At 53.8% G+C, this 24,014-nt stretch carries 22 protein-coding genes and 1 pseudogene; 11 read left to right on the top strand and 12 right to left on the bottom strand.

Annotated features, from left to right (window positions below; all coding sequences use genetic code 11):
- The first annotated feature begins 91 nt into the window (after window positions 1-91).
- Window positions 92-1,720: a catalase gene (locus tag AC0LWF_RS21025; protein ID WP_474653489.1), complete on the top strand. Its 1,629-nt coding sequence runs from the start codon at window positions 92-94 to the stop codon at window positions 1,718-1,720.
- A gap of 281 nt (window positions 1,721-2,001) precedes the next feature.
- On the opposite strand, the gene AC0LWF_RS21020 is transcribed toward AC0LWF_RS21025, so the two are convergent.
- Both AC0LWF_RS21020 and AC0LWF_RS21015 read right to left on the bottom strand, forming a co-directional pair.
- Window positions 2,002-3,897 carry an LTA synthase family protein gene (locus tag AC0LWF_RS21020; RefSeq protein WP_474653488.1) on the bottom strand — a complete coding sequence of 632 codons (1,896 nt, stop codon included), beginning with the start codon at window positions 3,895-3,897 and terminating at the stop codon, window positions 2,002-2,004.
- A gap of 30 nt (window positions 3,898-3,927) precedes the next feature.
- Window positions 3,928-4,584, bottom strand: a complete 657-nt coding sequence (locus tag AC0LWF_RS21015; protein ID WP_474653487.1) for an antibiotic biosynthesis monooxygenase family protein — start codon at window positions 4,582-4,584, stop codon at window positions 3,928-3,930.
- Between the two features lie 162 nt (window positions 4,585-4,746).
- On the opposite strand from AC0LWF_RS21015, the gene AC0LWF_RS21010 reads away from it, so the two are divergent.
- Window positions 4,747-5,223, top strand: a complete 477-nt coding sequence (locus AC0LWF_RS21010; RefSeq protein ID WP_474653486.1) for a MarR family winged helix-turn-helix transcriptional regulator — start codon at window positions 4,747-4,749, stop codon at window positions 5,221-5,223.
- 58 nt (window positions 5,224-5,281) lie between these two features.
- Window positions 5,282-7,771 (top strand): hybrid sensor histidine kinase/response regulator, encoded by a 2,490-nt coding sequence (locus AC0LWF_RS21005; RefSeq protein ID WP_474653485.1) that lies wholly within the window; start codon window positions 5,282-5,284, stop codon window positions 7,769-7,771.
- Window positions 7,772-7,774: 3 nt separating this feature from the next.
- Here AC0LWF_RS21005 and AC0LWF_RS21000 read toward each other — a convergent pair whose 3' ends face one another.
- Window positions 7,775-9,754: a hybrid sensor histidine kinase/response regulator gene (locus tag AC0LWF_RS21000; protein WP_474653521.1), complete on the bottom strand. Its 1,980-nt coding sequence runs from the start codon at window positions 9,752-9,754 to the stop codon at window positions 7,775-7,777.
- 267 nt (window positions 9,755-10,021) lie between these two features.
- Window positions 10,022-10,426, bottom strand: coding sequence for a VOC family protein (locus tag AC0LWF_RS20995; RefSeq protein ID WP_474653484.1), 405 nt, complete (start codon window positions 10,424-10,426; stop codon window positions 10,022-10,024).
- Window positions 10,427-10,578: 152 nt separating this feature from the next.
- Here AC0LWF_RS20995 and AC0LWF_RS20990 point away from each other — a divergent pair, with 152 nt between their 5' ends.
- Both AC0LWF_RS20990 and AC0LWF_RS20985 read left to right on the top strand, forming a co-directional pair.
- On the top strand, window positions 10,579-11,049 hold the full coding sequence (locus tag AC0LWF_RS20990) for a heme-degrading domain-containing protein (protein WP_474653483.1): 471 nt from the start codon (window positions 10,579-10,581) through the stop codon (window positions 11,047-11,049).
- Between the two features lie 29 nt (window positions 11,050-11,078).
- Window positions 11,079-11,624 (top strand): NAD(P)H-dependent oxidoreductase, encoded by a 546-nt coding sequence (locus AC0LWF_RS20985; protein ID WP_474653482.1) that lies wholly within the window; start codon window positions 11,079-11,081, stop codon window positions 11,622-11,624.
- 215 nt (window positions 11,625-11,839) lie between these two features.
- Here AC0LWF_RS20985 and AC0LWF_RS20980 read toward each other — a convergent pair.
- Together AC0LWF_RS20980 and AC0LWF_RS20975 are read right to left on the bottom strand one after the other, a co-directional pair.
- A pseudogene (locus AC0LWF_RS20980) lies at window positions 11,840-12,952 on the bottom strand (PAS domain-containing sensor histidine kinase).
- On the bottom strand, window positions 12,945-13,598 hold the full coding sequence (locus AC0LWF_RS20975; protein WP_474653481.1) for a response regulator transcription factor: 654 nt from the start codon (window positions 13,596-13,598) through the stop codon (window positions 12,945-12,947). The pseudogene AC0LWF_RS20980 and the gene AC0LWF_RS20975 overlap by 8 nt, the downstream one beginning before the upstream one ends.
- Before the next feature lie 135 nt (window positions 13,599-13,733).
- Between AC0LWF_RS20975 and AC0LWF_RS20970 the strand changes: the two genes are divergently transcribed.
- Window positions 13,734-14,732 (top strand): protoglobin domain-containing protein, encoded by a 999-nt coding sequence (locus AC0LWF_RS20970; protein ID WP_474653480.1) that lies wholly within the window; start codon window positions 13,734-13,736, stop codon window positions 14,730-14,732.
- A 51-nt stretch (window positions 14,733-14,783) separates the two neighbouring features.
- Here AC0LWF_RS20970 and AC0LWF_RS20965 read toward each other — a convergent pair whose 3' ends face one another.
- Together AC0LWF_RS20965 and AC0LWF_RS20960 are read right to left on the bottom strand one after the other, a co-directional pair.
- Window positions 14,784-15,233, bottom strand: a complete 450-nt coding sequence (locus AC0LWF_RS20965; protein WP_474653479.1) for a DUF488 domain-containing protein — start codon at window positions 15,231-15,233, stop codon at window positions 14,784-14,786.
- A complete protein-coding gene (locus tag AC0LWF_RS20960) occupies window positions 15,223-15,594 on the bottom strand; it encodes a DUF4180 domain-containing protein (RefSeq protein WP_474653478.1) in 372 nt (123 codons plus the stop codon). The genes AC0LWF_RS20965 and AC0LWF_RS20960 overlap by 11 nt, the downstream gene beginning before the upstream one ends.
- 138 nt (window positions 15,595-15,732) lie before the next feature.
- Here AC0LWF_RS20960 and AC0LWF_RS20955 point away from each other — a divergent pair, with 138 nt between their 5' ends.
- Together AC0LWF_RS20955 and AC0LWF_RS20950 are read left to right on the top strand one after the other, a co-directional pair.
- Window positions 15,733-16,770 carry an LLM class flavin-dependent oxidoreductase gene (locus AC0LWF_RS20955; RefSeq protein ID WP_474653520.1) on the top strand — a complete coding sequence of 346 codons (1,038 nt, stop codon included), beginning with the start codon at window positions 15,733-15,735 and terminating at the stop codon, window positions 16,768-16,770.
- Window positions 16,771-16,783: 13 nt separating this feature from the next.
- Window positions 16,784-17,113, top strand: a complete 330-nt coding sequence (locus AC0LWF_RS20950) for a putative quinol monooxygenase (protein WP_474653477.1) — start codon at window positions 16,784-16,786, stop codon at window positions 17,111-17,113.
- Between the two features lie 58 nt (window positions 17,114-17,171).
- Here the strand turns inward: AC0LWF_RS20950 and AC0LWF_RS20945 are convergent, their stop codons facing one another.
- From AC0LWF_RS20945 to AC0LWF_RS20935, 3 genes are all read right to left on the bottom strand, one after another.
- Window positions 17,172-18,533, bottom strand: a complete 1,362-nt coding sequence (locus AC0LWF_RS20945) for a hypothetical protein (protein ID WP_474653476.1) — start codon at window positions 18,531-18,533, stop codon at window positions 17,172-17,174.
- A gap of 114 nt (window positions 18,534-18,647) precedes the next feature.
- Window positions 18,648-19,406 carry a class I SAM-dependent methyltransferase gene (locus AC0LWF_RS20940; protein ID WP_474653475.1) on the bottom strand — a complete coding sequence of 253 codons (759 nt, stop codon included), beginning with the start codon at window positions 19,404-19,406 and terminating at the stop codon, window positions 18,648-18,650.
- Between the two features lie 26 nt (window positions 19,407-19,432).
- A complete protein-coding gene (locus tag AC0LWF_RS20935; RefSeq protein ID WP_474653474.1) occupies window positions 19,433-20,203 on the bottom strand; it encodes a DODA-type extradiol aromatic ring-opening family dioxygenase in 771 nt (256 codons plus the stop codon).
- Between the two features lie 163 nt (window positions 20,204-20,366).
- Here AC0LWF_RS20935 and AC0LWF_RS20930 point away from each other — a divergent pair, with 163 nt between their 5' ends.
- Both AC0LWF_RS20930 and AC0LWF_RS20925 read left to right on the top strand, forming a co-directional pair.
- On the top strand, window positions 20,367-20,918 hold the full coding sequence (locus AC0LWF_RS20930; protein WP_474653473.1) for a helix-turn-helix domain-containing protein: 552 nt from the start codon (window positions 20,367-20,369) through the stop codon (window positions 20,916-20,918).
- 136 nt (window positions 20,919-21,054) lie between these two features.
- Complete coding sequence (locus tag AC0LWF_RS20925; RefSeq protein WP_474653472.1) at window positions 21,055-22,002, top strand: nucleoside hydrolase; 948 nt, start codon at window positions 21,055-21,057, stop codon at window positions 22,000-22,002.
- A 104-nt stretch (window positions 22,003-22,106) separates the two neighbouring features.
- On the opposite strand, the gene AC0LWF_RS20920 is transcribed toward AC0LWF_RS20925, so the two are convergent.
- Window positions 22,107-22,538, bottom strand: coding sequence for an organic hydroperoxide resistance protein (locus AC0LWF_RS20920; protein ID WP_474653471.1), 432 nt, complete (start codon window positions 22,536-22,538; stop codon window positions 22,107-22,109).
- A 226-nt stretch (window positions 22,539-22,764) separates the two neighbouring features.
- On the opposite strand from AC0LWF_RS20920, the gene AC0LWF_RS20915 reads away from it, so the two are divergent.
- Entirely contained in the window at window positions 22,765-23,976 is a 1,212-nt protein-coding gene (locus AC0LWF_RS20915; RefSeq protein ID WP_474653470.1) for a chromate transporter, read from the top strand.
- The last annotated feature ends 38 nt before the right edge of the window (window positions 23,977-24,014 follow it).

Raw genomic sequence — 24,014 nt, 5'->3', positions numbered from 1 at the left:
GAAAGCGGCCCTTAACGGGTCGCTTTTTTTGTTTTTGTTCAGAGGTGCGGCTGAGAATGTGTATGATTTCCTCCAGCTGGAAACAATACGCATGGGTTTCCATTTATTGTTCGAGAGGAGCTTAACGCGCGTGAATAACAACAAGCACGATGCTACCGGAAGCGATACGTCGAATCAGACGCTGACGACCCGGCAGGGCCATCCCGTCACGGATAATCAGAACATTCGCACGGTCGGCAATCGCGGGCCGAGCACGCTGGAAAACTATCATTTTATCGAGAAAATCACTCATTTCGACCGGGAGCGTATCCCCGAGCGCGTCGTTCATGCACGCGGCGCAGGCGCCCACGGCATCTTCGAGGCCTATGGCAAGGCGGGCGATAAGCCTATAGCCCCGTATACGCGGGCGAAGCTGTTCCAGGAGGCTGGGAAGCAGACGCCTGTGTTTGTACGCTTCTCGACGGTCATTCATGGCGGCCATTCACCGGAGACGCTGCGTGATCCGCGTGGTTTTGCCGTCAAATTCTACACAGAGGATGGCAACTGGGACCTCGTTGGCAACAATCTGAAAATCTTCTTTATCCGCGACCCGCTTAAGTTTCCCGATATGGTACATGCATTCAAGCCGGATCCGCTGACGAATGTCCAGGACATGGAGCGGTTCTTCGACTTCGTCTCGCTGACGCCGGAAGCGACGCATATGGTGACTTTTCTGTTCTCGCCTTGGGGCATCCCTGCGAACTACCGGCAAATGCAGGGCTCGGGCGTTAATACATATAAGTGGGTCAACCAGGCTGGTGAGGCGATGCTCGTAAAGTACCACTGGGAGCCGCTGAAGCAGGGTATTAAGAACCTGCTCCAGTCGGAAGCGAATGAGGTTCAAGCGCTCAACTTCAACCATGCGACGCTCGATCTCTATCAGGCGATTGAGGCCGGCGATTATCCTGAATGGGAGCTGTGCGTGCAGTTGATGACTGACGATGAGCACCCTGAGCTCGACTTCGACCCGCTCGATCCGACGAAGCTGTGGCCCCCGGAGCAGTTCCCTTTCCTCCCTGTCGGCAAAATGACGCTCAACCGCAACCCGGACGACTATTTCACCGAAGTGGAGCAAGCGGCTTTCGGCACAGGTGTGCTCGTGGACGGGCTCGACTTCTCCGATGACAAGCTGCTGCAGGGTCGCACCTTCTCGTATTCCGATACGCAGCGCCACCGCGTCGGAACGAACTACTTGCAGCTGCCGATCAATGCTCCGCAGACGCATGTGGCGACGAATCAAAGCGGCGGGCAAATGCAATATAGACCGGATCGCGTTTCCGGTCAGAATCCGCATGTGAATTATGAGCCGTCCTCGATGGGCGGTCTGCAGGAGGCAGCGAGGCAGGGCAGCGATCATGAGCCGCGCTACGATGCGAAGCTGACGCGCGCGAAGCTGGAGCGCACGAACGACTTCAAGCAGGCTGGCGATACGTTCCGCGCCTTCGATTGCGCGGAGCAGGACGAGCTCATCGGTAACCTAGTCGGCGCTCTGTCGATTTGCAAGAACGATATCCGCGAGCGGATGATCAGCTACTTCACCGAAGCGGACGCCGACTACGGACGGCGCGTGTCGGAAGGCTTGCGCCATGCGGACCAGAGCCGCACCTTGAGCGGACAGTCGAAGCCGGAGCAAGCAGTGGAGAAAGCGAAGCAGCTCGGTCACGAGAGCGACGGGTATTAAGCGCGTTCTTGGCTTGCTAGACAATACTCTCACACGTAATCCCAGCTGATTTTGCCGATGTAGGGTACTGGTTACTCCTCTTCGCCGGTTTTCCGGTTAATTTCTTCAATGTAGGGTACTGGTTACCCCTCATCACCGATTTTCAGGCTGATTGCGCTGATGTAGGGTACTGGTTACTCCTCTTACTACCGCGGTTTACAGCCGACAGCACTGCTGTAATGACCGCACCCAAAAAAAAGCAGTGACCCCACAGGCCACTGCTTTCACTATTTTTCACACCATTATTCACCCGAGCTAGCCGCCACCGGCTGATCTGCCGGATCCTTATCCGGTAGCTGCTTCACGTAGCTGTCTGACAGATTCAGCAGCTTCAGCGTCCGGTTGTACTGACCGTTCGTGATGCCCTCCTGCTCACTGATGCTTCCATTCGCAAGCGAGTAGTTCGTGCCGTCCTCATACTCGATACCTGGCAGGAACAAATAATCGTTCGTAATGACGGAGCCCGAAGGCAGGAAGTGGCGCATCGGGATCATATCGGAAGGCTCGTTCAATAGATCCTGCCCGAAATGAATCTGACCGTCCAGCGGTACGCCCGTCAAGTTTGCTACCGTCGGCAAAATATCCACTTGGCCGCCCATCTGCGAAACCACCTTCGGATACGTTACGCCTGGCGCATGCATGACAAACCCGATCTTGAACATATCCGTATAGCTGTATTCATGGCCCAACATCTCTGCTGCCAGCTCTTTCTCCTTGCGATCGAGCGAGTAGAGCGACAGCCCTTGATGGTCGCCGTAGAACAGAATGACGCTGTCATCCCACAGGCCGTTCTCTTTCAGCCCTGCGATGAACTGGCCGAGCGCGTAATCCGCATAGTTCTGGGCGCGGATATAGTTCCCTACAAGCGTACCCTCGAAGCGCTCCGGCAGCTGCATCTTGTACTTCGACTCTGGAATGTCGAACGGGTGATGCGAGCTCATGGAGATGACTTGAGCGTAGAATGGCTGATCGCCCTCGTCCATCTTCGTAAGCTCTGGGATCACTTTCTCATAGAGCACCTCATCCGAAGAGCCGAAAGCGACATGATCGTCATCACCGAAGAACGACTGATCGTAATACTTATCCCAGCCGATTGCGCTGTATAGTTCCTTCCGGTTCCAGAACTCTACGGCGTTCGTATGGAATGTAGCCGTCGCATAACCGTTCGCGTGCATCAGCTTCGGCAAGCTCGGCAGCGCCTTGGCGACGTTCTGATCCGTAGCCGCTTCATGCTTCGGCACGTAGAGCGATGTGTTCACCACATACTCAGCGTCCGAGGTCGTGCCTTGCCCAACCATCGTATAGAAGCGGTTAAAGTGGAAATTCTCCGCTGCCAGCTTGTTCATGTTCGGCGTAATTTCCTGACCGTCGATCTTCAGACCGATGAGGAAATCCTGGAACGATTCCATCTGGAGAATGATTACGTTCTTGCCTTTGTCTGCCCCATAAAACTTCGGTTGCAGCGGCTGCTCTACGCCTTTGAGCCTATTGATTTCACTTTGCGTAATTTGATCCATCGGTACGATATCTTCATCTGCCGTCGTATCCGCGAAGATCGTGTACACCTCGTAGTTGAGAATGCCCATCTCTTCGGCCTGTTTGTTCTCGTTCATGCTGGCGCGGTTCGGCCAAATGTTAAGCAGGCAGAGCATAAGCGATACCGCGAACAGCGCGATGATGCCCCTCTTCTTCATCAGCGGGCGGCTGCTGACAGCCTGTTGGTACGAAATGTTCTTCGGTCGCCACAGGATGAAAGCAAGCACGATAATATCGACAAAAATAAATAAATAATACGGGTCCAGCAAAGAATACGTACTATTGCCGACCTTCGTTACTTTATCGGCCTGTCTCAGCGCATGATATGTGACGATAATTCCGTAATATTTATAGTACATGAGGACGGTAAAATATAGCAGCGTGGTCAATAAATTCACGATCATGTAATATAGCATTTTTCTTTTGGTCGCCAGCCACTCGATCAAGCAGAAGATGACCCAGAAGAATGGAATTTCCGTCACAATGGTCATCCATGACGGTCCTTCGTCAAAGACGACCGACCACGCGAGAAAGCCTTTGATTAATAGAATGATTGTAAAATACACAAATCTGCGGTTAAGCAGCCTTCTTATAAAAGGCACAACACACCAACTCCTCTAACGTTTGTTGCTCTACCGATTTCCTCCGACGACATGAGCCAGCTCGCACAAATGCAGCCGCGGCGGCTTCGGCAGAACGCCGAGCACCGTAGCCATAATGCCGAGCGGATAACCTTTGGCAAACGACGCGAGCACCTCTCTCTTGCACATGCTCGCCCGGAAATGCCTATTTGTATTAAACTGACCAATATTGACAGCAAGCGGCTGATCGACACTAAGCAGCAAGCTTGTAGATACATAACCCGGTTGTTTGCGCATATAGGGGAGTGTATGCTCAAAGTGGGCAATCAGTTCTTCCCGCTTTTCTGGAGCAAACTGAAAAATATTCACAAAATGCGATAATTTCGACCCCTGTTCAATTGACGTGTAGCCTTGATCCGACCTGTGATCGCTAATTTCAACCGTATAACGATTCGGGGCCGCCGACTCCTCATCGGTCGTGTTGACATGCGCAAGTGAAATGACATGCTTGCCCCTAGTCGCACGCAAAATAGCGCCGCTCTGTACCGAGCCGTCATTCCAAACCCGGTCAATGGCGCTTATCGCATGGCGCACCTCGTCCTTCTGCTTGCGCCGATACGGTGCAGGCAGCACCTTCATACGGACAAGCTGTCCGACGCCTTGCCTTAATTGCAGCACTGAATTCAATGAATTCAATTCGCCTTCCATCTGTAAATCACCCCGCATATGATTGCTCGCTTGAAACGTGCATTGATTGTCCGGTCAATTAGTTGTAAGATACAACTATCGATATGATTGTATTATACAAGTTTTTGAACTGTCAATTACAGTTCAGATCTTGACAAAAATGTGAATAAGCGGTGAAAGAATATGACTATAGATAACAACGCCTTTCAGCTGCTCCAGCAGGAGATGGCCATCTTCATACGGCGGGCGGAAGCAGCCCGCATTGCTTATTTGAGCGAGCATGATTGCGATCGCTCTACCTATCTATTGCTGCAGCATCTGAAGAAGAACGGGCCAGTCGGCATGAAGGCATTGTCGACATCGCTGCAGCTTGATATTTCAACAGCGAGCCGGCAGATTGCGGCGCTAGAGACGAAGGGCTTCGTCGAGCGCGCCTCCGACCCGAAGGATGCGCGAGTGAGCCTTCTGCAATTGTCCGATAGCGGCAGCAGCTTCCTGCTGCGAGCGAAGGAGCTCCGCCATCAGTTCTATACGCTTCTGCTGGAAGATTGGTCGCAAGCGGAGTGCGAACAATTCGGCCAATTGCTCCAGAAGTTTAATCAGACTGTTGAACAGTTTCGACAGCGAAAGATATCCCTATTAAAGGAAAACGGAGAATAATGTCGAATAAATTCATTACCAGAATCGGCCTATAATAGGCAGAATGGAGTCCTGTGTAATGAATACAATTCGTGACTTGATTATTAATCTCTCAATATTATCTGTATTTATTGTAATCGCCGGACAATTGTTCTACTACAAAGATGGGCATGTTGCCCGAACTTGGCGTTATAAACTGGCCGTTGGCGTTGTCCACGGCCTTTTTGGCATCGTGCTTATCCTCTTCGGCGCCGCGCTGGATGACCGCCATGTCATAGATTCCCGATTTCTAGCGATTCTAATGTCAGCCTATTTTGGCGGGCCGATCTCATCCGTCACTAGCGCCATCATCATTATCGGATTTCGAACGATACAGGTGCCCTCCCTCTTCTTGACCGTTCTCTGCGCCAACATGATTATTGCGCTCGGCTGTGGATTCATCTCGATCAAGCTGCGCTCCCATACACGCAAGTGGCTCTATATGCTGCTTTTTTTATCTACCGTGCTCGTTGTCGATTATGTGTTTGTCTTCAATTTCCCGCTTCAGCCTTATCTCGCTGAACATCTTGCCATTAATCTCATTGGCGGGGCGTCTACAGCGCTGCTCTGGCGCTTCTTCAGGCGCAACCGCGAGCTCGCTGGTCAGATGGAGCTGCTGAAGAACGAATATCACGAAGTGATCCGGCTGCAGCCCGGCCTTATCTATAAAGTAGCGGTGCATTCAACCCGTTATAAATGCACGATGATTACCGGCCAGCTCATGGACCCGCTTGGTCTGAAGGTTCCGGAAATCGTCGGGTTATATTGCGATGAAATTGAGGCGCTGCCCAAAGAGATTATCAATCAGCTGCAAAGCCACTACGACGAGGTACTCCACACGGGAGAGAAATCCGGATTCGAAATCAACATCGCCGGAGTCGACCTGCTCGTTGCCATACAACCGGTATTCCGGGATGGTCTGGTGAAGGAGCTCATCGTCTTCTTCACTGACATTACCGAGCGCCATAAGCGGATTCTCGCCGATGAAGCGAATCAGGCGAAGAGCCAGTTCCTCGCGACGATGAGCCATGAGATCCGAACGCCGCTCAGCGGCATTATTGGCTTAACTCAAATTTTGATGAACACGTCGCTCTCCAGCGCGCAGCGAGAATATCTGTCCAAGATTAATTCGGCTTCGAACGCCCTCCACTCGATTATTAACGATATTCTGGACTTCTCGAAGATCGAAGCTGGCAAAATCGAGCTTGAGCATGTGCCCATTCAGCTTGATGACTTCTTCGGCAAGCTCTCGGACGTCACTGGACTGCTTATCGACAATAAGCCGATAGAGGTGTTGTTCGATATTACGGACAACTGTCCAAGCGCCTTTATTGGCGACCCGCTCCGAATGGAGCAAATTATGCTCAATCTATGCGGCAATGCGATTAAGTTTACGGAAACCGGCTCGATTCATATTAAAGCTGAAGTCATCCGCGATGCGAATGAACGGTTGATCCGCTTCAGCGTGCAGGATACCGGCATTGGCATTTCTCCGGACAAGTTGAATCATCTGTTCCGCCCATTCACGCAAGCCGACAGCTCCACGACGCGCAAATACGGCGGAACAGGGCTCGGCCTCATTATTTGCAAGCACCTGGTTGAAATGATGGGCGGCACGATAGACGTTGCCAGCGAGAAGGATCGAGGCAGCTTGTTCACCTTTCAGCTTCCGCTTGAGAACGCCGATGAGCTGCCTGCGGCCGCTACGTTTAAGGAGCTCGCAGGGCGCCGCGCGCTGCTGCTCGGAAGTCCATCACTAGCCATTTCCCATGTTCGGCAACAGCTGCTGTCGATGGGTGTAGAGGTGCTCGTCTCCGAAACGTGGCCAAAGCATCATCCGCTCCATACAGACGTGGACGTCGTGCTCATTGATGCCTCACAGCCTTCGCTCACTGCCAGCTTATGGACGAGCCTGACGAAAGAAGTGCGGCGCCGGCACATTCCGAGCATCATTATGGCAACCGCCAATGTGCGCAATGCGCTGCTCCACACCTCCATCGAAGAGCTCTCGAGCGGTTTACTGCTGAAGCCAATCAGCCGCATAAGGCTACACCAGCGGCTCGTGGCATTACTGGGGCATGCAGCGGTGCTGTCGGAGTCAGTCAGCACCAACACAGCGGCTGCGGTGGCCGCAAGCCGCAGCGAGCTGCGGGTCATTCTCGCCGAGGACAACGAGATCAATCAAATTATCGGATTGGAAATCTTGCAAAGCAGCGGGTATTACGTGGAAATGGCGAACAACGGCCATGAGGTGCTTCAATTGCTGGAGCAATCCGCGTGGGATGCCATACTAATGGACATTCACATGCCGGAGATGGATGGCTGCGAGGCGACGCGACGGATTCGCGCCGACAAGCGATTTAGCTATTTGCCCATTATCGCGCTGACAGCCGATGCGTTCACGCAGAATCACGACCTCTACTATAAAGCCGGCATTACCGACATCGTCACGAAGCCGATCGAGAAGACCGGCCTGATGCGAATGCTGCACAAGTATTGCGGCTCGGCAGGGGCTGTGGATCAGCTGTAGCGGCTATCCTTGCTTGATCGCGTCAAGAACCTCCCGCAGCACCTGATCGAATCCGGGCATAAGGCGCTCCGCCTCTCCCATCTTACGCTCCCGAAGCGCATGTAGCAGCTGTCCTGACAAGACGGACAGCTCTTTCGCGCCGATGCATAACGCATCCGCTTTCAGCGTATGGGCCAACCGGATGGCGTCTTCGATATCCCCGTTTGCCAGGGTGTTCCTTACTTCAACTGCCGATTCAGCGTAATCCTTCTCGAACGCCTGCAAAATCTGGCCATACACCGTCTCATTAAGGTCGAACCTCTTCATCGCTGTCTCCCTGTCCAAGAATAGAACAGGCTCAGGCTGACCAGGTTGTTCAGATTGTTCAGGCTGCTCGGCAGCAGCGGCTGCCGCTTCTGCCCCCTCGTACGCGTTCGAAGCTTGAATGACTCGCTGCAGCATGCTAAAGAGCTGGATCGGGTCAACGGGTTTCGTAATATAAGCAGTCATACCCGCAGCCAGCACCTTCTCTTCCACACCCTTCATCGCATCAGCGGTCATGGCGATAATCGGGATGTCTTTACCATTCGCCAGCGTCCGGATGGTTCGCGCAGCTTCGTAGCCGTCCATAATCGGCATCTGCATGTCCATCAGAATGGCATCGTAGCGTCTGCCCTCTACATGTTCCACCGCTTCAAGGCCGTTATCCGCCACATCGATGTGCCCCGTAACTTGTTTCAAAATCTCCTTGGCAACCATTTGGTTGATCTGGCTGTCTTCCACCAATAGAATAACGGCATCCCGCAGAACGGAAAATTTAGCTTCCGAATCCGGCTCCTGCTTCATGCTCGGCTTAGCGCTCATTTGCGGAACAAACAGGCCTATAATCTCATCGTATAGCAGCGACTGGCTGATCGGATAATGGAGCATCTTCTTAATCGCCGGCGAGAGCGATTCCGCAAGCGTCTCAGACTCGTAGTAGGCGTTGATAAGCACGATGTCCTGTTTTGCAGCTGGGAAGCTCGCCTTAATCTGCTCGGCCAGCTTCGTCACGTCGGCGTCATTCAGATGCCAATCAAGGATAATCAAATCATACGGGCCATACCCTTCAATCTCATCCATTACCTTGCTCGCCGCATCGACCGTTTTGATAATAAACTGGAATTGCTCGAACTGTCTTTTCAACACCAGCCGCATTTCTGCATGGTCGCACACAATCAGGATGCGCAGAAACTTAATCGACGCCGGCAGTTCGCCTTTGGCAGCAACGCCCGCACTGTAGCCGAACTTCGGCGTAAAGGAGAAGCAGCTCCCCGAATTGACAACGCTATCAACCTTAATTTCTCCCCCCATGAGTTCCACGAGGTTTTTACTGATGACAAGGCCCAGTCCGGTACCGCCGTATTTTCGCGTCGTCGACATATCGGTTTGCGCAAATTCACGGAACAGCAGACTTTGCTGCACTTCGGATATGCCGATCCCCGTATCGCGGATGGAGAACCGAAGCATGACGGCTTGCTCTTCTTTCTCAACCATTTCGACCGCTACCGATACAATGCCATTCTCAGTAAATTTGACCGCATTATTCGACAGGTTGAGCAGCACCTGATTCAGCCGAAACGGATCTCCCGTCAGCATCTGCGGCACCTCGGGCGAAATGGAGAAGTGCAGCTTCAGCCCCTTGTCGTACGCCTTAAAGCTGATCATGTTCGAAAGACTGTTCAGCACCTCGTACACGTCAAAATCAATCTGCTCGATCGTAATCTTCTTCGCCTCGACCTTGGAGAAATCCAGAATATCATTAATGATCGCAACTAGGCTTTTAGCGGAGCTAATGGTTTTGTCCACGTAATCTTTCTGCCGGCCGTTCAGCTTGGTTTGCTGCAGCAAATAATTAAGACCGATAACCGCATTAATCGGCGTGCGTATTTCATGGCTCATATTGGCTAGAAATTCGCTCTTCGCGCGATTGGCAGATTCCGCTGTTTCCTTCGCTTCAGCCAGCTCCTTCTCCTTCGCCTCGACAAGCTCGTTACTAGGGGCGAATATTCAAAAAAGTCCGACCATTAACTCTGGTCAATCAAGTCCTCCAAGGAAGCAGAAAAACACAAAAACGACCATCCCCTGCAAGGATGGCCTTCTTTATCTTATAAATCAACAATCGGCACATAAATATCTGCGTTATTCATGTGCTGCTCCTCTCCAAACCGGAACACTTCAAGCGCGAGCGACTTGAATGCTCACGTTGATTTCCCTTCTCCCTCGGTTGAATTAAGCCAACGACAGCTGCCAGGTCACGCCGAATTTATCCTTTACCCAGCTAAACCTCCGGCTGAACGGGTACTCCCCGAGCGGCATTAGCACGCCCCCGTCCTTCGACAGCATCTCGTGGGCGCGGTCTATCTCAGCTTCCGTCTCAAATGTCACATAGAGGGAAATAGCCGGCGTAAATGTGAATCCATGCTTCACGTTGCTGTCGATGCACATGAACATTTGTTCACCCAGCTTGAATGAAGCTACCATGACGCTGCCCTCTGGGCCCGGCTCGCCTGCGCCGTATTTGCGCATGCTTACAATTTCCGAATTGTCGAAGACGGAGATGTAATAATTCATTGCTTCTTCGGCTCTGCCTTCAAACATAAGAAACGGCGTAATTTTTGGTTGTTTGGCTTCCAAATATTTCAGCTCCTTGTTTGGGAAAATATAGGACAAGTATACCTTACTCCGCACCATGTTTACAGCGGTATTGCGGTGCCTGGCGTTTCGCATCACGCTGCACTTGTAGTACTATTAAAGCCGTACAATAAGAACCGATAGGATGTGCTTATATGACGAATATTCAAGCTGAACTGGAGCGCCTGCTGAAGCAAGAGCAGGACTTGCAATTTACTACTTTTACGAACACGACGGCTTTTGAGATTGGCACGAGAATCATTCAGAAGGCGCAACAGGAGCAGAAGGCGATTGCAGTTACGATCGTACGCAATGGCGAGCTTCTCTTCCATACGAAGATGAACGGCACAACTGCCGACAACGATCTGTGGATCAAGCGCAAACAAGGCGTCGTGCACCACTTCGGCCACAGCTCGTATTACATGCATGTGAAATTCAAAGCAGAAGGCGGCTCGGTTGAAGGGGCTTGCCTCGATCCGAAGCAATACGCAGCAGAAGGCGGCTCGTTCCCGCTGCTCATTAAGAACGTCGGCGTTGTCGGCACGATCTCCGCATCCGGGCTGCCTGGCGATCAAGATCATCAAATCATCGTATCGGTGCTGGAAGAGTACCTCGGCGCTCAATAAGACTTATTTCTGAAGGAGTCAATGACATCATGAGAACACTTGTCGTACTCGCCCACCCGAAGCTGCATGAATCGCGTGTGAACCGGATGTGGAAGGAGAGATTGCAGCAGGAGCCGAACATTACGGTGCATGATCTGTATGAGACTTACCCAAGCGAAGTCATTGACGTAGAGCAAGAGCAGCAGCTCCTTCTGCAGCATGACCGGATCGTCTTCCAATTCCCCTTCTACTGGTATAGCACCCCGTCACTTCTGAAAAAGTGGCAGGATGAAGTGTACACGCATGGCTTCGGATATGGCACGGGCAATCAGCTAAAAGGCAAAGAGTACATGCTCGCCATCTCCGTAGGACGCGCAGAAGAATCGTACCGACCGGATGGCGAGAGCCTCTATACGCTGGATCAGCTGCTTCTGCCGCTGAAGGCGACCGTTCTGCTGACCGAGATGCGGTATGTGGAGCCGTTCGTCGTTTACCATGCGCCGCGTTTGACCGATGAGGAAATTAAAGCGAGCGCGGACCGGCTGGCTGCATTTCTAACTTCCCCGGCCCCGGCTGACGCACTTATAGCCAAATAATAAAGTAGAAGCTGTCCCCTAAGTCTCGAAAGTGGCTGAGGGACAGCTTTTTATTGTAATGGAAAGCTATATTGGATTTGAATGCTGAGAGAGCGTATTTGATCTCTCAGCGAGGGATGTCGAGGAATATCGCCGAGTTCGGTTCGTGAGAGCAAACTCGCGGCGCACGAGGTTGACAGGCGTCACGCAGCTTTGCTTCTTTATGCCGCTTCGCTTCACTCCACTTGCTTCGGCGCAGCGAGCGTAATCGTCGTCCCTTCGCCCGGAATCGAGCGAATGACGAGCTGTCCGCCAATGCCGCGCGCACGCTCTTCCATACTGAACAACCCTACACCTTTGCGCTCCGCTTCGCGGACGAAGCCTCGCCCATTGTCGGCGATACGCGCATGGACGAAGTCTCCTTCCTCCCAGAGCTCCACTACAGCAACAGATGCCTCCGCATATTTGCCGATGTTCGTCAGCGCCTCTTGGATAATGCGGTAGAGCGCTGTTTCCACGCGCGGATCGAGCCGCTTGCGAAGCTCGCAATGAAGCTGCGCGTGAAGCCCGTAGTGTCGCTTGAAACTGTCGATATACGTGCGGATTGCCGGTACAACGCCAAGATCATCGAGCACGGATTGACGCAAATCCCATGCGAGGCCGCGTACCTCCTCGACGATATTCGTCACCGTCCCCCGAATCGCGGACAGCTCCGCTCTATCGCTGCCTTCTTCGCCAATCAGCCGGTCCAGCTGAATGACCAGCCCGAACAAGCTTTGGCCGATGCCATCAAGCAGTTCCAACGAGAATCGCTTGCGCTCCTCCTCCTGAATCTGCATCACCCGCATCATCATCCGCTTCAGTTCTTCCTCCGCTACCTTCAGCTGCGTTACTTCGCTGCGAATCGCCAAGTATTGATACGGCTGCCCTGCTTCATCCAGGAAAGGCATTATCGTCGTATGGACCCACTAGTAGGAGCCGTCCTTCGCCCGATTCTTAATCTCTCCGCGCCATACGGAGCCGGCACGAATTGTCGCCCACAGCTCACGGAAAAACACGCTGTCATGGTGGCCCGAATTAATAATGCGATGATCCTGCCCAAGCAGCTCGTCGCGGCTATACTTGGAAATTTCGCAGAATCGATCATTAACGTACTGGATGACACCACGACGGTTCGTCACGGCTACGATGGACGACTCGTCAAGCGCCAGCTTCACGTCTGTCAGCTGCAGCAGCATGTGCTTCAGGTCTTCGCGGAACGCCGAATCTTGAATATGTTCGTCCAGCTCGTGCAGCGGCGCGCTGACCTTATGTCCGATTACTTCTGGATACGCACGCTCACTACTCAAAGTTCAGCAGCCCCTTCTTCAGCGCATATCGGACGAGATCGGGCCTTGTGCGGAGGCCGAGCTTGTCCATCAGATGGCTTTTGTGCGACTCGACGGTCTTGACGCTCAGCATCAGGTTCTCTGCGATTTCCTTATTGGCGTATCCCTTCGCAATCCAGACGAGCACTTCCCGTTCCCGCTCGGACAGCGTCTCGTAGGAGTCTGTGCTCTCCCCGTGCTTCACCTTCTCCAGGTAATCGAGCATAAGCCGCTTCGTCGCTGTTGGATAGAGGTAAGCGTCCCCCGTCGCAACCGACTGAATCGCAATTATCAATTCCTCATGCGGCGCACTCTTCAAAATATAGCCGGAAGCGCCTGCGTGAATCGCCCGGAATAAATATTCATCATCATCATGCATCGTCAAAATGAGTACATTCGTGCTCGGCAGCAGCTTTTTCAGCTCCTGCGTCGCAGACATACCGTCACGCCCATTCGGCATGCTAAGATCCATCAGCACCACATCCGGCGTTAGCTCCTGCGCCAAGCGAATGGCTTCATTCCCGTCAGCTGCGTCGCCGACGACATGGATGCCGTACTTCTCATCGAGCAGCAGCTTCAGACCGGAGCGCACAACAGCATGGTCGTCCACGATTAATATTCGAATCATTGCATGTTCCCCCTAGGGAATACCGACATCGGAATCAGTGTTTTTCCCCCATATATTCAGTGAATTCCCTAATATCCCCTTGCTCGATCTTCAGGTAGGATTATAAGAACACCTACAAGAGGAGCGGCTACAGCTATGATTACAGTGAATAAGGCCCGGCAGAAACAGCTGGATTACATAGGCATTACCTCGGAAACACTCGCATTCTTGAAGTCGCACGAGTATACGTTCAAGCAAATTACGGGGCTTGTCGTGGACGAGCTATATGCCCGTATATACAAGCAGTCCGAGCTGGCTGCCATTATTACGGCCCACAGCACGATTGAGCGGCTGAAATCGACGCAAATCTGGTATTTTCAAACGATGACCGCCGGACTGATTGACGAGGCCTTTATTGAGAAGCGCCTCTTCATCGGCTCCTTGCACTCGCGCATCGGGCTTACGACGGAATGGTATCTCGGTACCTATATGTTATATCTCGACATCGCGACTCATTATTTGATGAGCGCAGTGCCGGATCAGTGGATCCAAATTATTCAAGCATTGTCCAAAATGTTCAATTTCGACTCCCAGCTCGTTCTCGAGGCTTACGAGAAGGATGAGAAAGCGCTTGTCCAGCAGATGGCCGACGACCGGCAGCAGATGATTACGACGATCAGCTCCGCTGTTCAAGAGCTCGCAACGATGATGGTGGAACTAACGGGCAGCACGCAGTCTGTCGCCGAGACCGCAACGCATACTGCGCAGCTGCAAGAGTACTCGCTAGGCAAAGTCGAGCAGCTAAACGCGCAGATGAAGGACATTCAGCTGATGGGCGGCGTCATTCAGGAAGTCGCCGACCAGACGAACTTGCTCGGTCTCAACGCAGCGATTGAAGCGGCGCATGCCGGCGAGAGCGGGTACGGCTTCGAAATCGTCGCGCGGGAGATCCGCAAGCTGGCGCAGAGCTCCAAGCAATCATCGAAGACGATTCACGAGAAGCTGCGCGATATGAATGCGATCATCGGCGATGTGATGCAGCGGGGCGATGAGACCGTGAAGCTTGCGCGTACCCAAGCCGAGAGCTCGAAGGAGCTGGCAAACTTCGTGAGCATGATCGAGTCGATTACAGATGAGCTGAGCAGGCTGTCCTAGCAGCCACAGAGAGAGAGCCGCAAGCAGGCTCTCTTTGTTCGTTTGCAGCCGCTAAACCAAATGGTGAATCTGCAGGTCCTGCTTGTATTCTCTTAAGTACTCCGCCAGCAGCCTCCGATGGCACTGATGCGGCTTATGCTCGCTGCACATGAGGCAGACCGTCTCCCCTTCGCCGAACAGCTCCTCTATCTTCTTCTCAATCTGCCGCTTCGCTATCAGGTCGATGAACAGCTTCTCGAACTCCTCCCACGACACCTGCTTCTGCTTGATAGCCTCAAGCAGCTCCTTCGTCGGAGCAAGATCAAGGTCATGCGCATAACCAATATTGACGAGCTCCAGCACGTAGCTGAGGTCGTCCTTCTTGGCATAGCCCGCAAGCTGCGACACATTGTTCAGCCGCGTATCGACCACCTTCGTCACTTGGTGCCCGCGCAGATGGGTGACAAAGGTACGCAATGATTTTTGCGCGAAACCGATCGTGTACAGCGATTTATCCGACATTGTGCAGCGCCTCCAGCGCGGTCTGCTCATCCGGCAGGAAGAAGAACTGCTTGCCTTGATTGCTCTCATAGATGAAGTCCTTCAAGCTCTTGCTGCTATATTCGCTAAAGTCGCCGACAATCGCAAGATTCACTTTGTAGTTCGTAAATTTCTGCAAAATATCACCGGCGAGCTTCGTGCTCAGATCGAAGAACGGCTCAGCTATAGCCGACTTGTGAATGAGAATCTTATAGCAGCCGTCGTAGTTGTACGACACGGTCGCCATGAGATCAAGCGCGTCCTGCACGCAGCTGATAACGACCTCTTCACTTTCAATTATGGCTACCTTGGAGCTGCTGCTCAAATTTAACGTAATGTTCACTAGCGTTTACCCTCCCGATGACATGCTATCGTTCTCTATACATTATAGCCGTTTGTGATGCCGAAGCGGAATGAGTAAACTAGAGCTATATAGAGTTACATAAGGAGGCTTTCCACGATGAGCGAGGCAACACCTACGATGGAGATTGGAATCAGTACATTTCTGGAGACGACGCCAGACCCGGCGACAGGCCGCATCATGAGCCACGCCGAGCGGCTTCGCAATGCGGTCGAGGAGATGGTGCTCGCCGATCAAGTCGGCCTCGATGTATACGGTATCGGGGAGCATCACCGCCCGGACTACGCGGGCACAGCGCCTGCCGTTGTGCTCGCCGCAGGCGCAGCGGTCACGAAGCGGATCCGGCTCACTAGCGCCGTAACGGTGCTCTCTTCGGACGATCCCGTTCGCGTCTATCAAGCATTCTCGACGCTCGACGGCATCTCGAACGGACGAGCGGAAATTATGGCTGGCCGCGGCTCGTTCATCGAGTCCTTCCCGCTGTTCGGCTACAGCCTGGACGACTATAACGAGCTGTTCGAGGAGAAGCTGGAGCTGCTGCTTGCCATACGCGAATCGGAGAAAGTGAATTGGCGCGGCGGTCACCGCCCTGCTATTGAGAATCTCGGCGTCTACCCGCGCTCCGTGCAGAGTCCGCTCCCGGTATGGATCGCCAGCGGCGGCAATGCGGAATCAGCCGTTCGCGCAGGTCTGCTCGGGCTCCCGATCGCATTCGCGATTATCGGCGGCATGCCGGAGCAATTCGCTCCGCTGGTAGACCTGTACAAGCGAGCCGCTGCGTCGGCCGGACATGATCCGTCGAAGCTGCAAATCGCGACGCATTCGCACGGCTTCGTCGGCGATGACAATGACCGCACGGCGGAGCTGTTCTACGCGCCGACCGCCGCGCAGATGAACGTCATTGGCCGCGAGCGCGGCTGGGGCGGGGAATATACGCGCGCGACGTACGATGCCGCGCGCAGCTTGCGCGGCGCTCTCTATGTCGGCGATCCGGAAACCGTCGCCGAGAAGATCGTGCTGCTGCGCAAGAACCTGGGCGTCACGCGGTTCTTCCTGCACGTGAACGTCGGCACAATGCCGCATAAGGAAGTGCTGCATGCCATCGAGCTGCTCGGCACGAAGGTGGCACCGCTTGTACGGCAGGCGCTCAACCAATAAGGAGGATTCATCTATGTCCAAAGGAATTGCATCCATTGCCACTTACCGCCCTCATCCCGGCAAAGAAGAGCAGCTGAAAGATATTGTAAGACGGCACTTGCCGACACTTCGCTCCGAAGGATTCATTACGGACATGACGCCGATTCATCTGCAGGCGGAGGACGGGTCGATCCTCGAAATCTTCGAGTGGGCATCCGCAGAAGCGAAGGATGCCGCCCATCGGTCGCCCGCCGTGCGTGAGGTGTGGGGCGTTATGATGGAAGTGGCAGAGATGGCAGCGCTCGCGAGCCTAGCCGAGGCCGCTCAGCCGTTCTCGAACTTCCGCAAGCTGGAGCTGCTGTAAAGCGGCTTGCGGCTTTGAATTGCTGACTATTGCGGCTGCGGACTCCGTTAGCCGCCCGCTACAATTGCAGCAGCAGCATTAAGTACACCATGAGCGCCGCCCCCATGAAGGCGGCGAATTTGTAGTTCGGCCGCGCCAGCTCGAAGACGGTTCGCTTAAACAGCCCCGACAGCAGATTGTTCACTGCTGACGCCGGCGAAACCGTATTCGAGACGGCCCAGCTGCCGAGCAGCAGCACGGCCATATAGATCGGCGTAGCGCCTACGCTGTGCGGGTCGACCCCATTGGCGAAGACGCTGACGAGCACGATCGGGTGCAGGCCGATGATGGATGTGCCGGCGATGAGCACGATCGCGAGAAGCGAGAACGCGACGGCAATCGGCAGCGGAATGTACGCCAGCATCTTCGGCACGAACGCGCCGAAGCCGACTGCGCCAACGGCTCCGCTGAAGAAGCCAGCGGCGAGGAACAGCGTAATTTCTTTCTTCAGTGCAGGCAATGTAACCGTCAGATGATTAGTCAGCCCTTGGCGATACGTCGCCATCGAACCTTTGGCGATGCACCAGATCAGCGGAAAAATGACGGCAGACATGCACGTAATAATGACCATCGGCACGTCGATGAGCGGCTCCAGCAGGAGAATGACGCCAATGGCGCAAATCAGATAGACAGCAAGCCCGACCGGAAAAGCAGCCTTGCTCTTCGCTCCCGAGAGCTCCTTCACATCCTCCGCCTCAACCGCCTGTTCCTCGCCCACTTGCTTCAACTTCGCGTAATCCATCACGAAACTAACGATAAGAGTAAGCAGTGACAGCACGATCAGATAAGGCAGCAGCGCCGACCAGTTCAGCTTCAGCGCCGTCGTCACAATCGCCATCGCGGCAAAATACGGCGACCAACAGATTGCCCCCGCAAACCCCCGATTCAAAGCACCGGCAAGCAGCCCCTCCATCTTCGGTCTTGGTTTGACGAAGGCAAGATGGTACACGACCGGAATCGATCCTACATTAATGAAAGCTCCCATAATTTGAGTCAACAGCTGCGTGCCGATGAACATGACACTGCCGCTCCTAAGGCTCGTATCGTAGAACTTTCTGAGCGCCTCGACATACGCCGGAATACGCACCGGAATGCCGAACAACGGCGCGAAGACGAACAGCGTCACCAGCGTCGCATTAATGCCCGCCGATTCAAACCAGACGCGAGCGCTCGCCTGCTGAACGATCAGGAGGACAGCGCCTCCGGCAATAAAAGCGGTAGTGAGCCACAGCGTCATGCCCCGTAATTGTGGCAGAAGCACCGCCATGGCAATGAAGACGAGACTCCCTAGCGCCCAAACGAGCGAATCTGCGCCTGTCAGCTGTGAAGCGATGAAGACGGCGGCGAGTGCGAATATGAGTAAACGATCGATTTTGAACATATGATCTCAGTCCCTTACGATAACTAGAACAATTATTTTCCTATCATAACTCCATCTGAAAGCGAAGCATAGCAGAAGAAGCCAGCCATGGCGGCCGGCCTCTAGTTGCTCGTGCTATAGAGAGCCCCAGTACAGCCGGGTCTCGTAATCGAAGTTCACGTAACCATTCCCATGGTGACGATCATATAGCTCCCTCAGAGCAGCCATCATCGGTTCATATTTCGGGTCACCGGACACCGAAACGAAGGATGAAGACGCGAGTCGTCCTCCGAGGCCCTCATAGTCGAAAAGCTGCTGATTCGCAAACCGTACCTCCTGCATATCTCCAGGCCGGAAGAAGGCAGCGAGCGCTTCGGGCAAAATATTTTTCTGATGGACGGTCTTGTAGTCCGTGCCGTACGTTTGCAGCAGCTGCTCATATCCCTCTCGAAACGGCGTGCCTTCGGTAAGCAGCGTGTTCCAGATGAGCACAACCTTGCCCTCGTCTCGGCGTAGGATTCGCTTAAACTCGGATGCCGCAAGAGCACGGTCGAACCAGTGAAACGACTGGGCGCAGACGATGTAGTCGACCGAGCGGTCCTCGAGGCCGGTCGCTTCCGCGGAGCCTGTCGCCGCCCGAAAGCCGCCCACGGCGCCAAGCCGCGCCACCGCTGCCTCGCGCATCGGCTCGTTCGGTTCAACGGCAACCACATGACTCCCCCGCTCCAGCAGCAGCTCGGAAAAAATGCCCGTTCCCGCGCCGACATCGGCGATGACGCTGCCGGGCTTGAATCCGACCGTATCGTACAAATAATCGATAGCCGCTAGCGGATAGGTCGGACGGTATTTCACATAAGCGTCCACTCTACCCGAGAACCGATCCTTGCTGTCCATCGTCGTTCCACGCTCCCGTTGTGATTTTAGTCGAACTGCCAGCAGCTCAGGCTAAGGCTGCCTAACTGGTAACTTCGGTGAATGAGTGTCGCCTTGCGGTTCTCATCGCCTGCCCCCATTGCCAAGAAGAGTGGGATGAAGTGCTCAGTCGTCGGCACCGACTCTACTGCGAACGGCGCTTGCTCGCGGTAACGGAAAAGCGCTTCCGTGTCCCAGCTCGTAAGCTTGCGCTCCAACCACTGATCGAACTGGGCCGCCCACTCGTCTGCCTCTGCCGCCCGCCAATTCAATCGGCGCAAATTATGAACCGTGCCGCCGCTGCCAATAATAAGGACGTCTTGCTCCCGCAGCGCTCCTAATGCTTTGCCGATCTGATACTGTTGTTCATTCGTCAGCATCGGGTTGACGGATAGCGCGATAACCGGAATGTCCGCTTCCGGATAGATCAGCTTCAGCACCGACCATGCGCCATGGTCGAGCCCTCGCGATTCATCAAGCTCGCTTGGAATGCCGTGCTGCGCGAATAACGTCTGGATCTGCTCGCTTAATGCGCGGTTGCCGCTCGCCGGATACGTCAACTGGTACAGCTCATCCTGGAAGCCAGAGAAATCATAGATCGTGCTGTACGTGCTGACTGCGCTAACCTTCTGAACAGGCTGCTCCCAGTGGGCGGAGAAGAGAACAATCGCCTTCGGCCGCGGCCTCGTGGAAGCAAAATTTTTCAGAAAATCGCTGTAAGCATGCTGTTCCAAAACAAGTGAAGGCGCACCGTGCGCGAAGAAATAAGCTGGCATCATTGTCGTTTCTCTCCCTTATGTGAGTGCATTATATATTAGTTTAAACAATTTAATTTCTATATGACTAATATTATGCTTGAAGTGCTAGCAAGTCAACTTGGAAATTGTTAATATCAACTTATATTTTGTATCACAAATATTTGAGTTAGGGTGAACATAAGGTATGGATATCGGCTCTTCGATTCGAGCGATCCGCAAGCGCAAGCACATCACGATTGCCCAAATTTGCGAGGAAACTGGCTTGTCGCAAGGGTTTCTCAGTCAGGTGGAGACGAATAAGACGTCGCCTTCCATCTCCACGCTGGAGAGCATCTCCAAGGCGCTGAAGGTCCCTCTTGCTTACTTGCTGCTGCAAAAGGAAGACCGGATGAAGATCGTGCGCAAGGGTGAACGGCGCATTACGTCTAGCGGCAGCGAGCAGTTTAAGGTGGAGCATCTTAGCGCTACGGATAAAGTACGCATCGTCATTGTCGAGCTGCCGCCTGGCGCTTCGACAGGATCAGAGCCGCACGCACATGAAGGCGAAGAAGTGCATGTGGTCATTAAAGGAAGTATTTACGCCGAGCAAGGCGATGATGCGGCAGAGTTTCACGAAGGCGATTCGTTCAGCTGGAACGCATGCATCCCCCATCTCGTTCGCAATATTGGCGAGGAGACGGCGGTCGTGCTCATCTCGATCTATACGGAGACGGATTATCAGCCGGATCGGCTATAATGGGACGAATTGAAGGCATGGCATATTGCAAATGCTAAAGTCCTGTAAAGTCATTTGGATGATCTTGCTTTACACATGGAGCAGACGGTATCATTACGAAGTTAAGATTATTTTAGAAAAATGAGGGATTAAGGACATGGCACAGCCGAAAATCATTATCGACGCCGATACGGGAATTGACGACGCACTCGCGATTCTATACGGGGTCAAATCCGGTAAGGCGGATATTATAGGCATCACATCGGTCTTCGGCAACATTCCCGTCGAGCTTGCGACCGAGAATGCGCTCAAGGTGCTGAAGCTTGCTGGACTGGAAGGTCAAATTCCCGTCAGCCAAGGCGCTGCACAGCCGCTCGTCCGCAAAGTAGACATTTTCCCTACATTTGTCCATGGCAGCAACGGCATTGGCGATGTTGAAATTCCGCACACCGCTCAGCGTCCGGTGGAGGAAGCAGCAGCAGATTTTATCGTGCGCCAAGCAAGCGAACTGCGTGGAGAGCTTGTCATCGTAGCGCTTGGACGCCTTACGAATCTGGCGCATGCGCTTCAGAAGGATCCGGAGCTCCCTTCGAAAATCAAACATGTTTACATTATGGGCGGCGCTGTTCGCGTACCGGGCAACATTACGCCAACCGCCGAAGCGAATATATGGGGTGACCCGGAAGCGGCCAGCCTTGTCATTCAGTCGGGGCTTCCGATTACGATGATCGGGCTTGATGTCACCTTGCAAACGATGCTGCATCAGTCGCACCTTGATGCGCTGAAAGCTTCCTGCAAGCCGGAGAACCAAGGCGTGGTCAGCTTCATGAACGATTCCATGCAGTTTTATTTCAATTTCTACCACGAAGCGAACGGCTACAATCAATGTGCGCCGATGCATGATCCGCTCACGGTGCTGGCGGCAATCGAGCCTGGCATCGTGCAGACGGAGCAGCTGCTGTTATCGGTGGAATGTCAAGGCGAGGTATGCCTCGGTATGACCGTTGCTGATTTGCGCGAGAAGCCGTCGGTCGGTACGCCGGTCAACGTTGGCGTGCAGGTGGACGCTAAGCGGGCGATTGAGCTGCTGCTTGGCGTGTTTTGAGTAAGTGAAGATCTTAAGAAATGAAGAAGGAGCAGCCCTGTGGGCTGTTCCTTCTTTCATGTTCTGTCTAGTTGCTGTCATAAGATCCCTTCTCGAAGCCACTCTTAGCCGATATGCAGACCGTTCACCACAAGCTTTACTTCGATGTTGCCGCGGGTTGCTCTGGAGTACGGGCACACGCCATGCGCTGCCTTGACCAGCTCCTCCGCCACCTCTTGCTCGACGCCATCCACATTCACATGCAGCTGCGCCGCCAGCCCGAAGCCGCCGTCCGCCGCTTTGCCGATGCTCACATGAGCGGTTACATCGGTGCCTTCATGCTGAACCTTCTTCATGCGCGCCACGAGGTTCAGCGCGCTATCGAAGCAGGCCGCATAGCCTCCCGCGAAGAGCTGCTCTGGATTTGTGCCCGCTTCACCATTGCCGCCGAGTGCCTTCGGCATCCGGATTTGGAGATCAAGCACCCCATCTGAAGATGTAATAGCCCCGTTACGTCCGCCTTCTGCTGTTGCGATTGCTGTGTATAATGCTTCCATTTGTATGATCGCTCCTTATTTATATTTTATACAATTTAATTTTATACAATCAATTTAACACTGCTGACGCGTGACGTCAATGACAAAAAACAGCAATCGCCATATATCCGCATCTTATCGAAACCTTAACATTCTCTTGTTGCTGAGCTATGGTAGTATGGACATAATTATGCTTCTCTGAGCAGATCTCGCGAACTCAGTAGATGCGGAAAGGATCACGATCGGGATGACTACCAGCAAACCAATAAACAGATTAGAAACGCTGCTCGAGCTGCTGCTCGTATCGACGAAGCTCGGGCTCACCTCTTTCGGCGGCCCAATCGCCCACCTCGGATATTTTCATCACGAGTATATACGTCGGCGCAAGTGGCTAGATGAGCGAAGCTACGCCGATCTTGTTGCGCTGTGCCAATTTCTCCCTGGGCCGGCAAGCAGTCAGGTTGGGATCGGCATCGGACTGATGCGCGCCGGGCTGCTTGGCGGACTCGTTGCATGGATTGGCTTCACGCTGCCGTCGGTCCTTGCACTTACAGCATTCGCGATTGCACTACAGGGCGGCGGTTTTGCAAATGCCGACTGGATTCATGGCTTAAAAATCGTAGCCGTCGCCATCGTTGCCCACGCCATTATGGGGATGGGCCAGAAGCTCGCGCCCGACCGGAACCGCGCGACCATCGCCATAGCGGCTGCAGTCGCATCGCTCTTATGGCCCTCCGCATGGAGCCAGGTGCTGCTCATTGTTTGCGCAGGGCTGCTCGGGCTGTGGTTCTATCACCGCCAGCAGGAAGCGGTCGCGGAGGCAGCAGCTCTGCCCCTGGTAGTGCCAATCAGCCGCAAGTTCGGAGCCTTCTGCCTTGCTTCCTTTATAGCTCTGCTGATTGCGCTGCCGCTGCTTCAAGCGTGGACCGGTTCTTACAATGGCGTTCTCGCCCTGTTCGACAGCTTCTACCGATCAGGCTCACTCGTCTTCGGAGGCGGTCATGTCGTGCTTCCGCTGCTTGAGCGTGAAGTCGTGCCGACCGGCTGGGTCAGCCCCGAGCAATTTCTTGCTGGCTACGGTGCAGCACAGGCCATGCCAGGTCCGCTGTTCACCTTCGCGTCCTACCTCGGCATGATGGCAGACGGCGTGATTGGGGCTGTAACTGCAACAACTGCGATCTTCCTTCCCGCTTTCCTGCTCATCGTCGGCGCGCTACCGTTCTGGGGCTCGCTGCGCACGAGCCCGAGAGTGCAAGGCGCCCTTACCGGCGTGAATGCAGCTGTGGTCGGCATTCTGCTCGCTGCACTCTACAACCCGCTGTGGACGACAGCGATTTTCACTCCGGCAGACTTCGCGCTAGCCTCGATCTTGTTCGGCATGCTTGCCTTCTGGAAGTTGCCGCCTTGGATTGTCGTCCTCACTGGCTCAGTCGGCTGTATGCTGCTGGGCAGCTTATAAACAAAAACAACCCGCATAGTGAACTTGGCGGGTTGTTT

The sequence above is a fragment of the Paenibacillus sp. sgz302114 genome (assembly GCF_056120345.1).
The sequence above is the reverse complement of the archived record's forward strand: the minus strand, read 5'-3'. Positions and strand labels throughout refer to the sequence as shown.

Coding starts and splice junctions, on each gene's coding strand:
- AC0LWF_RS20945 (WP_474653476.1), bottom strand. CDS start 18,533: ATGTTCAAAATCGATCGTTTACTCATATTCGCACTCGCCGCCGTCTTC.
- AC0LWF_RS20975 (WP_474653481.1), bottom strand. CDS start 13,598: ATGATTCGAATATTAATCGTGGACGACCATGCTGTTGTGCGCTCCGGT.
- AC0LWF_RS20990 (WP_474653483.1), top strand. CDS start 10,579: ATGACGAATATTCAAGCTGAACTGGAGCGCCTGCTGAAGCAAGAGCAG.
- AC0LWF_RS20955 (WP_474653520.1), top strand. CDS start 15,733: ATGGAGATTGGAATCAGTACATTTCTGGAGACGACGCCAGACCCGGCG.
- AC0LWF_RS20965 (WP_474653479.1), bottom strand. CDS start 15,233: ATGTCGGATAAATCGCTGTACACGATCGGTTTCGCGCAAAAATCATTG.
- AC0LWF_RS20970 (WP_474653480.1), top strand. CDS start 13,734: ATGATTACAGTGAATAAGGCCCGGCAGAAACAGCTGGATTACATAGGC.
- AC0LWF_RS21005 (WP_474653485.1), top strand. CDS start 5,282: ATGAATACAATTCGTGACTTGATTATTAATCTCTCAATATTATCTGTA.
- AC0LWF_RS20930 (WP_474653473.1), top strand. CDS start 20,367: ATGGATATCGGCTCTTCGATTCGAGCGATCCGCAAGCGCAAGCACATC.
- AC0LWF_RS20915 (WP_474653470.1), top strand. CDS start 22,765: ATGACTACCAGCAAACCAATAAACAGATTAGAAACGCTGCTCGAGCTG.
- AC0LWF_RS21010 (WP_474653486.1), top strand. CDS start 4,747: ATGACTATAGATAACAACGCCTTTCAGCTGCTCCAGCAGGAGATGGCC.
- AC0LWF_RS21025 (WP_474653489.1), top strand. CDS start 92: ATGGGTTTCCATTTATTGTTCGAGAGGAGCTTAACGCGCGTGAATAAC.
- AC0LWF_RS20925 (WP_474653472.1), top strand. CDS start 21,055: ATGGCACAGCCGAAAATCATTATCGACGCCGATACGGGAATTGACGAC.
- AC0LWF_RS20935 (WP_474653474.1), bottom strand. CDS start 20,203: ATGATGCCAGCTTATTTCTTCGCGCACGGTGCGCCTTCACTTGTTTTG.
- AC0LWF_RS20920 (WP_474653471.1), bottom strand. CDS start 22,538: ATGGAAGCATTATACACAGCAATCGCAACAGCAGAAGGCGGACGTAAC.
- AC0LWF_RS20940 (WP_474653475.1), bottom strand. CDS start 19,406: ATGGACAGCAAGGATCGGTTCTCGGGTAGAGTGGACGCTTATGTGAAA.
- AC0LWF_RS20985 (WP_474653482.1), top strand. CDS start 11,079: ATGAGAACACTTGTCGTACTCGCCCACCCGAAGCTGCATGAATCGCGT.
- AC0LWF_RS20950 (WP_474653477.1), top strand. CDS start 16,784: ATGTCCAAAGGAATTGCATCCATTGCCACTTACCGCCCTCATCCCGGC.
- AC0LWF_RS21015 (WP_474653487.1), bottom strand. CDS start 4,584: ATGGAAGGCGAATTGAATTCATTGAATTCAGTGCTGCAATTAAGGCAA.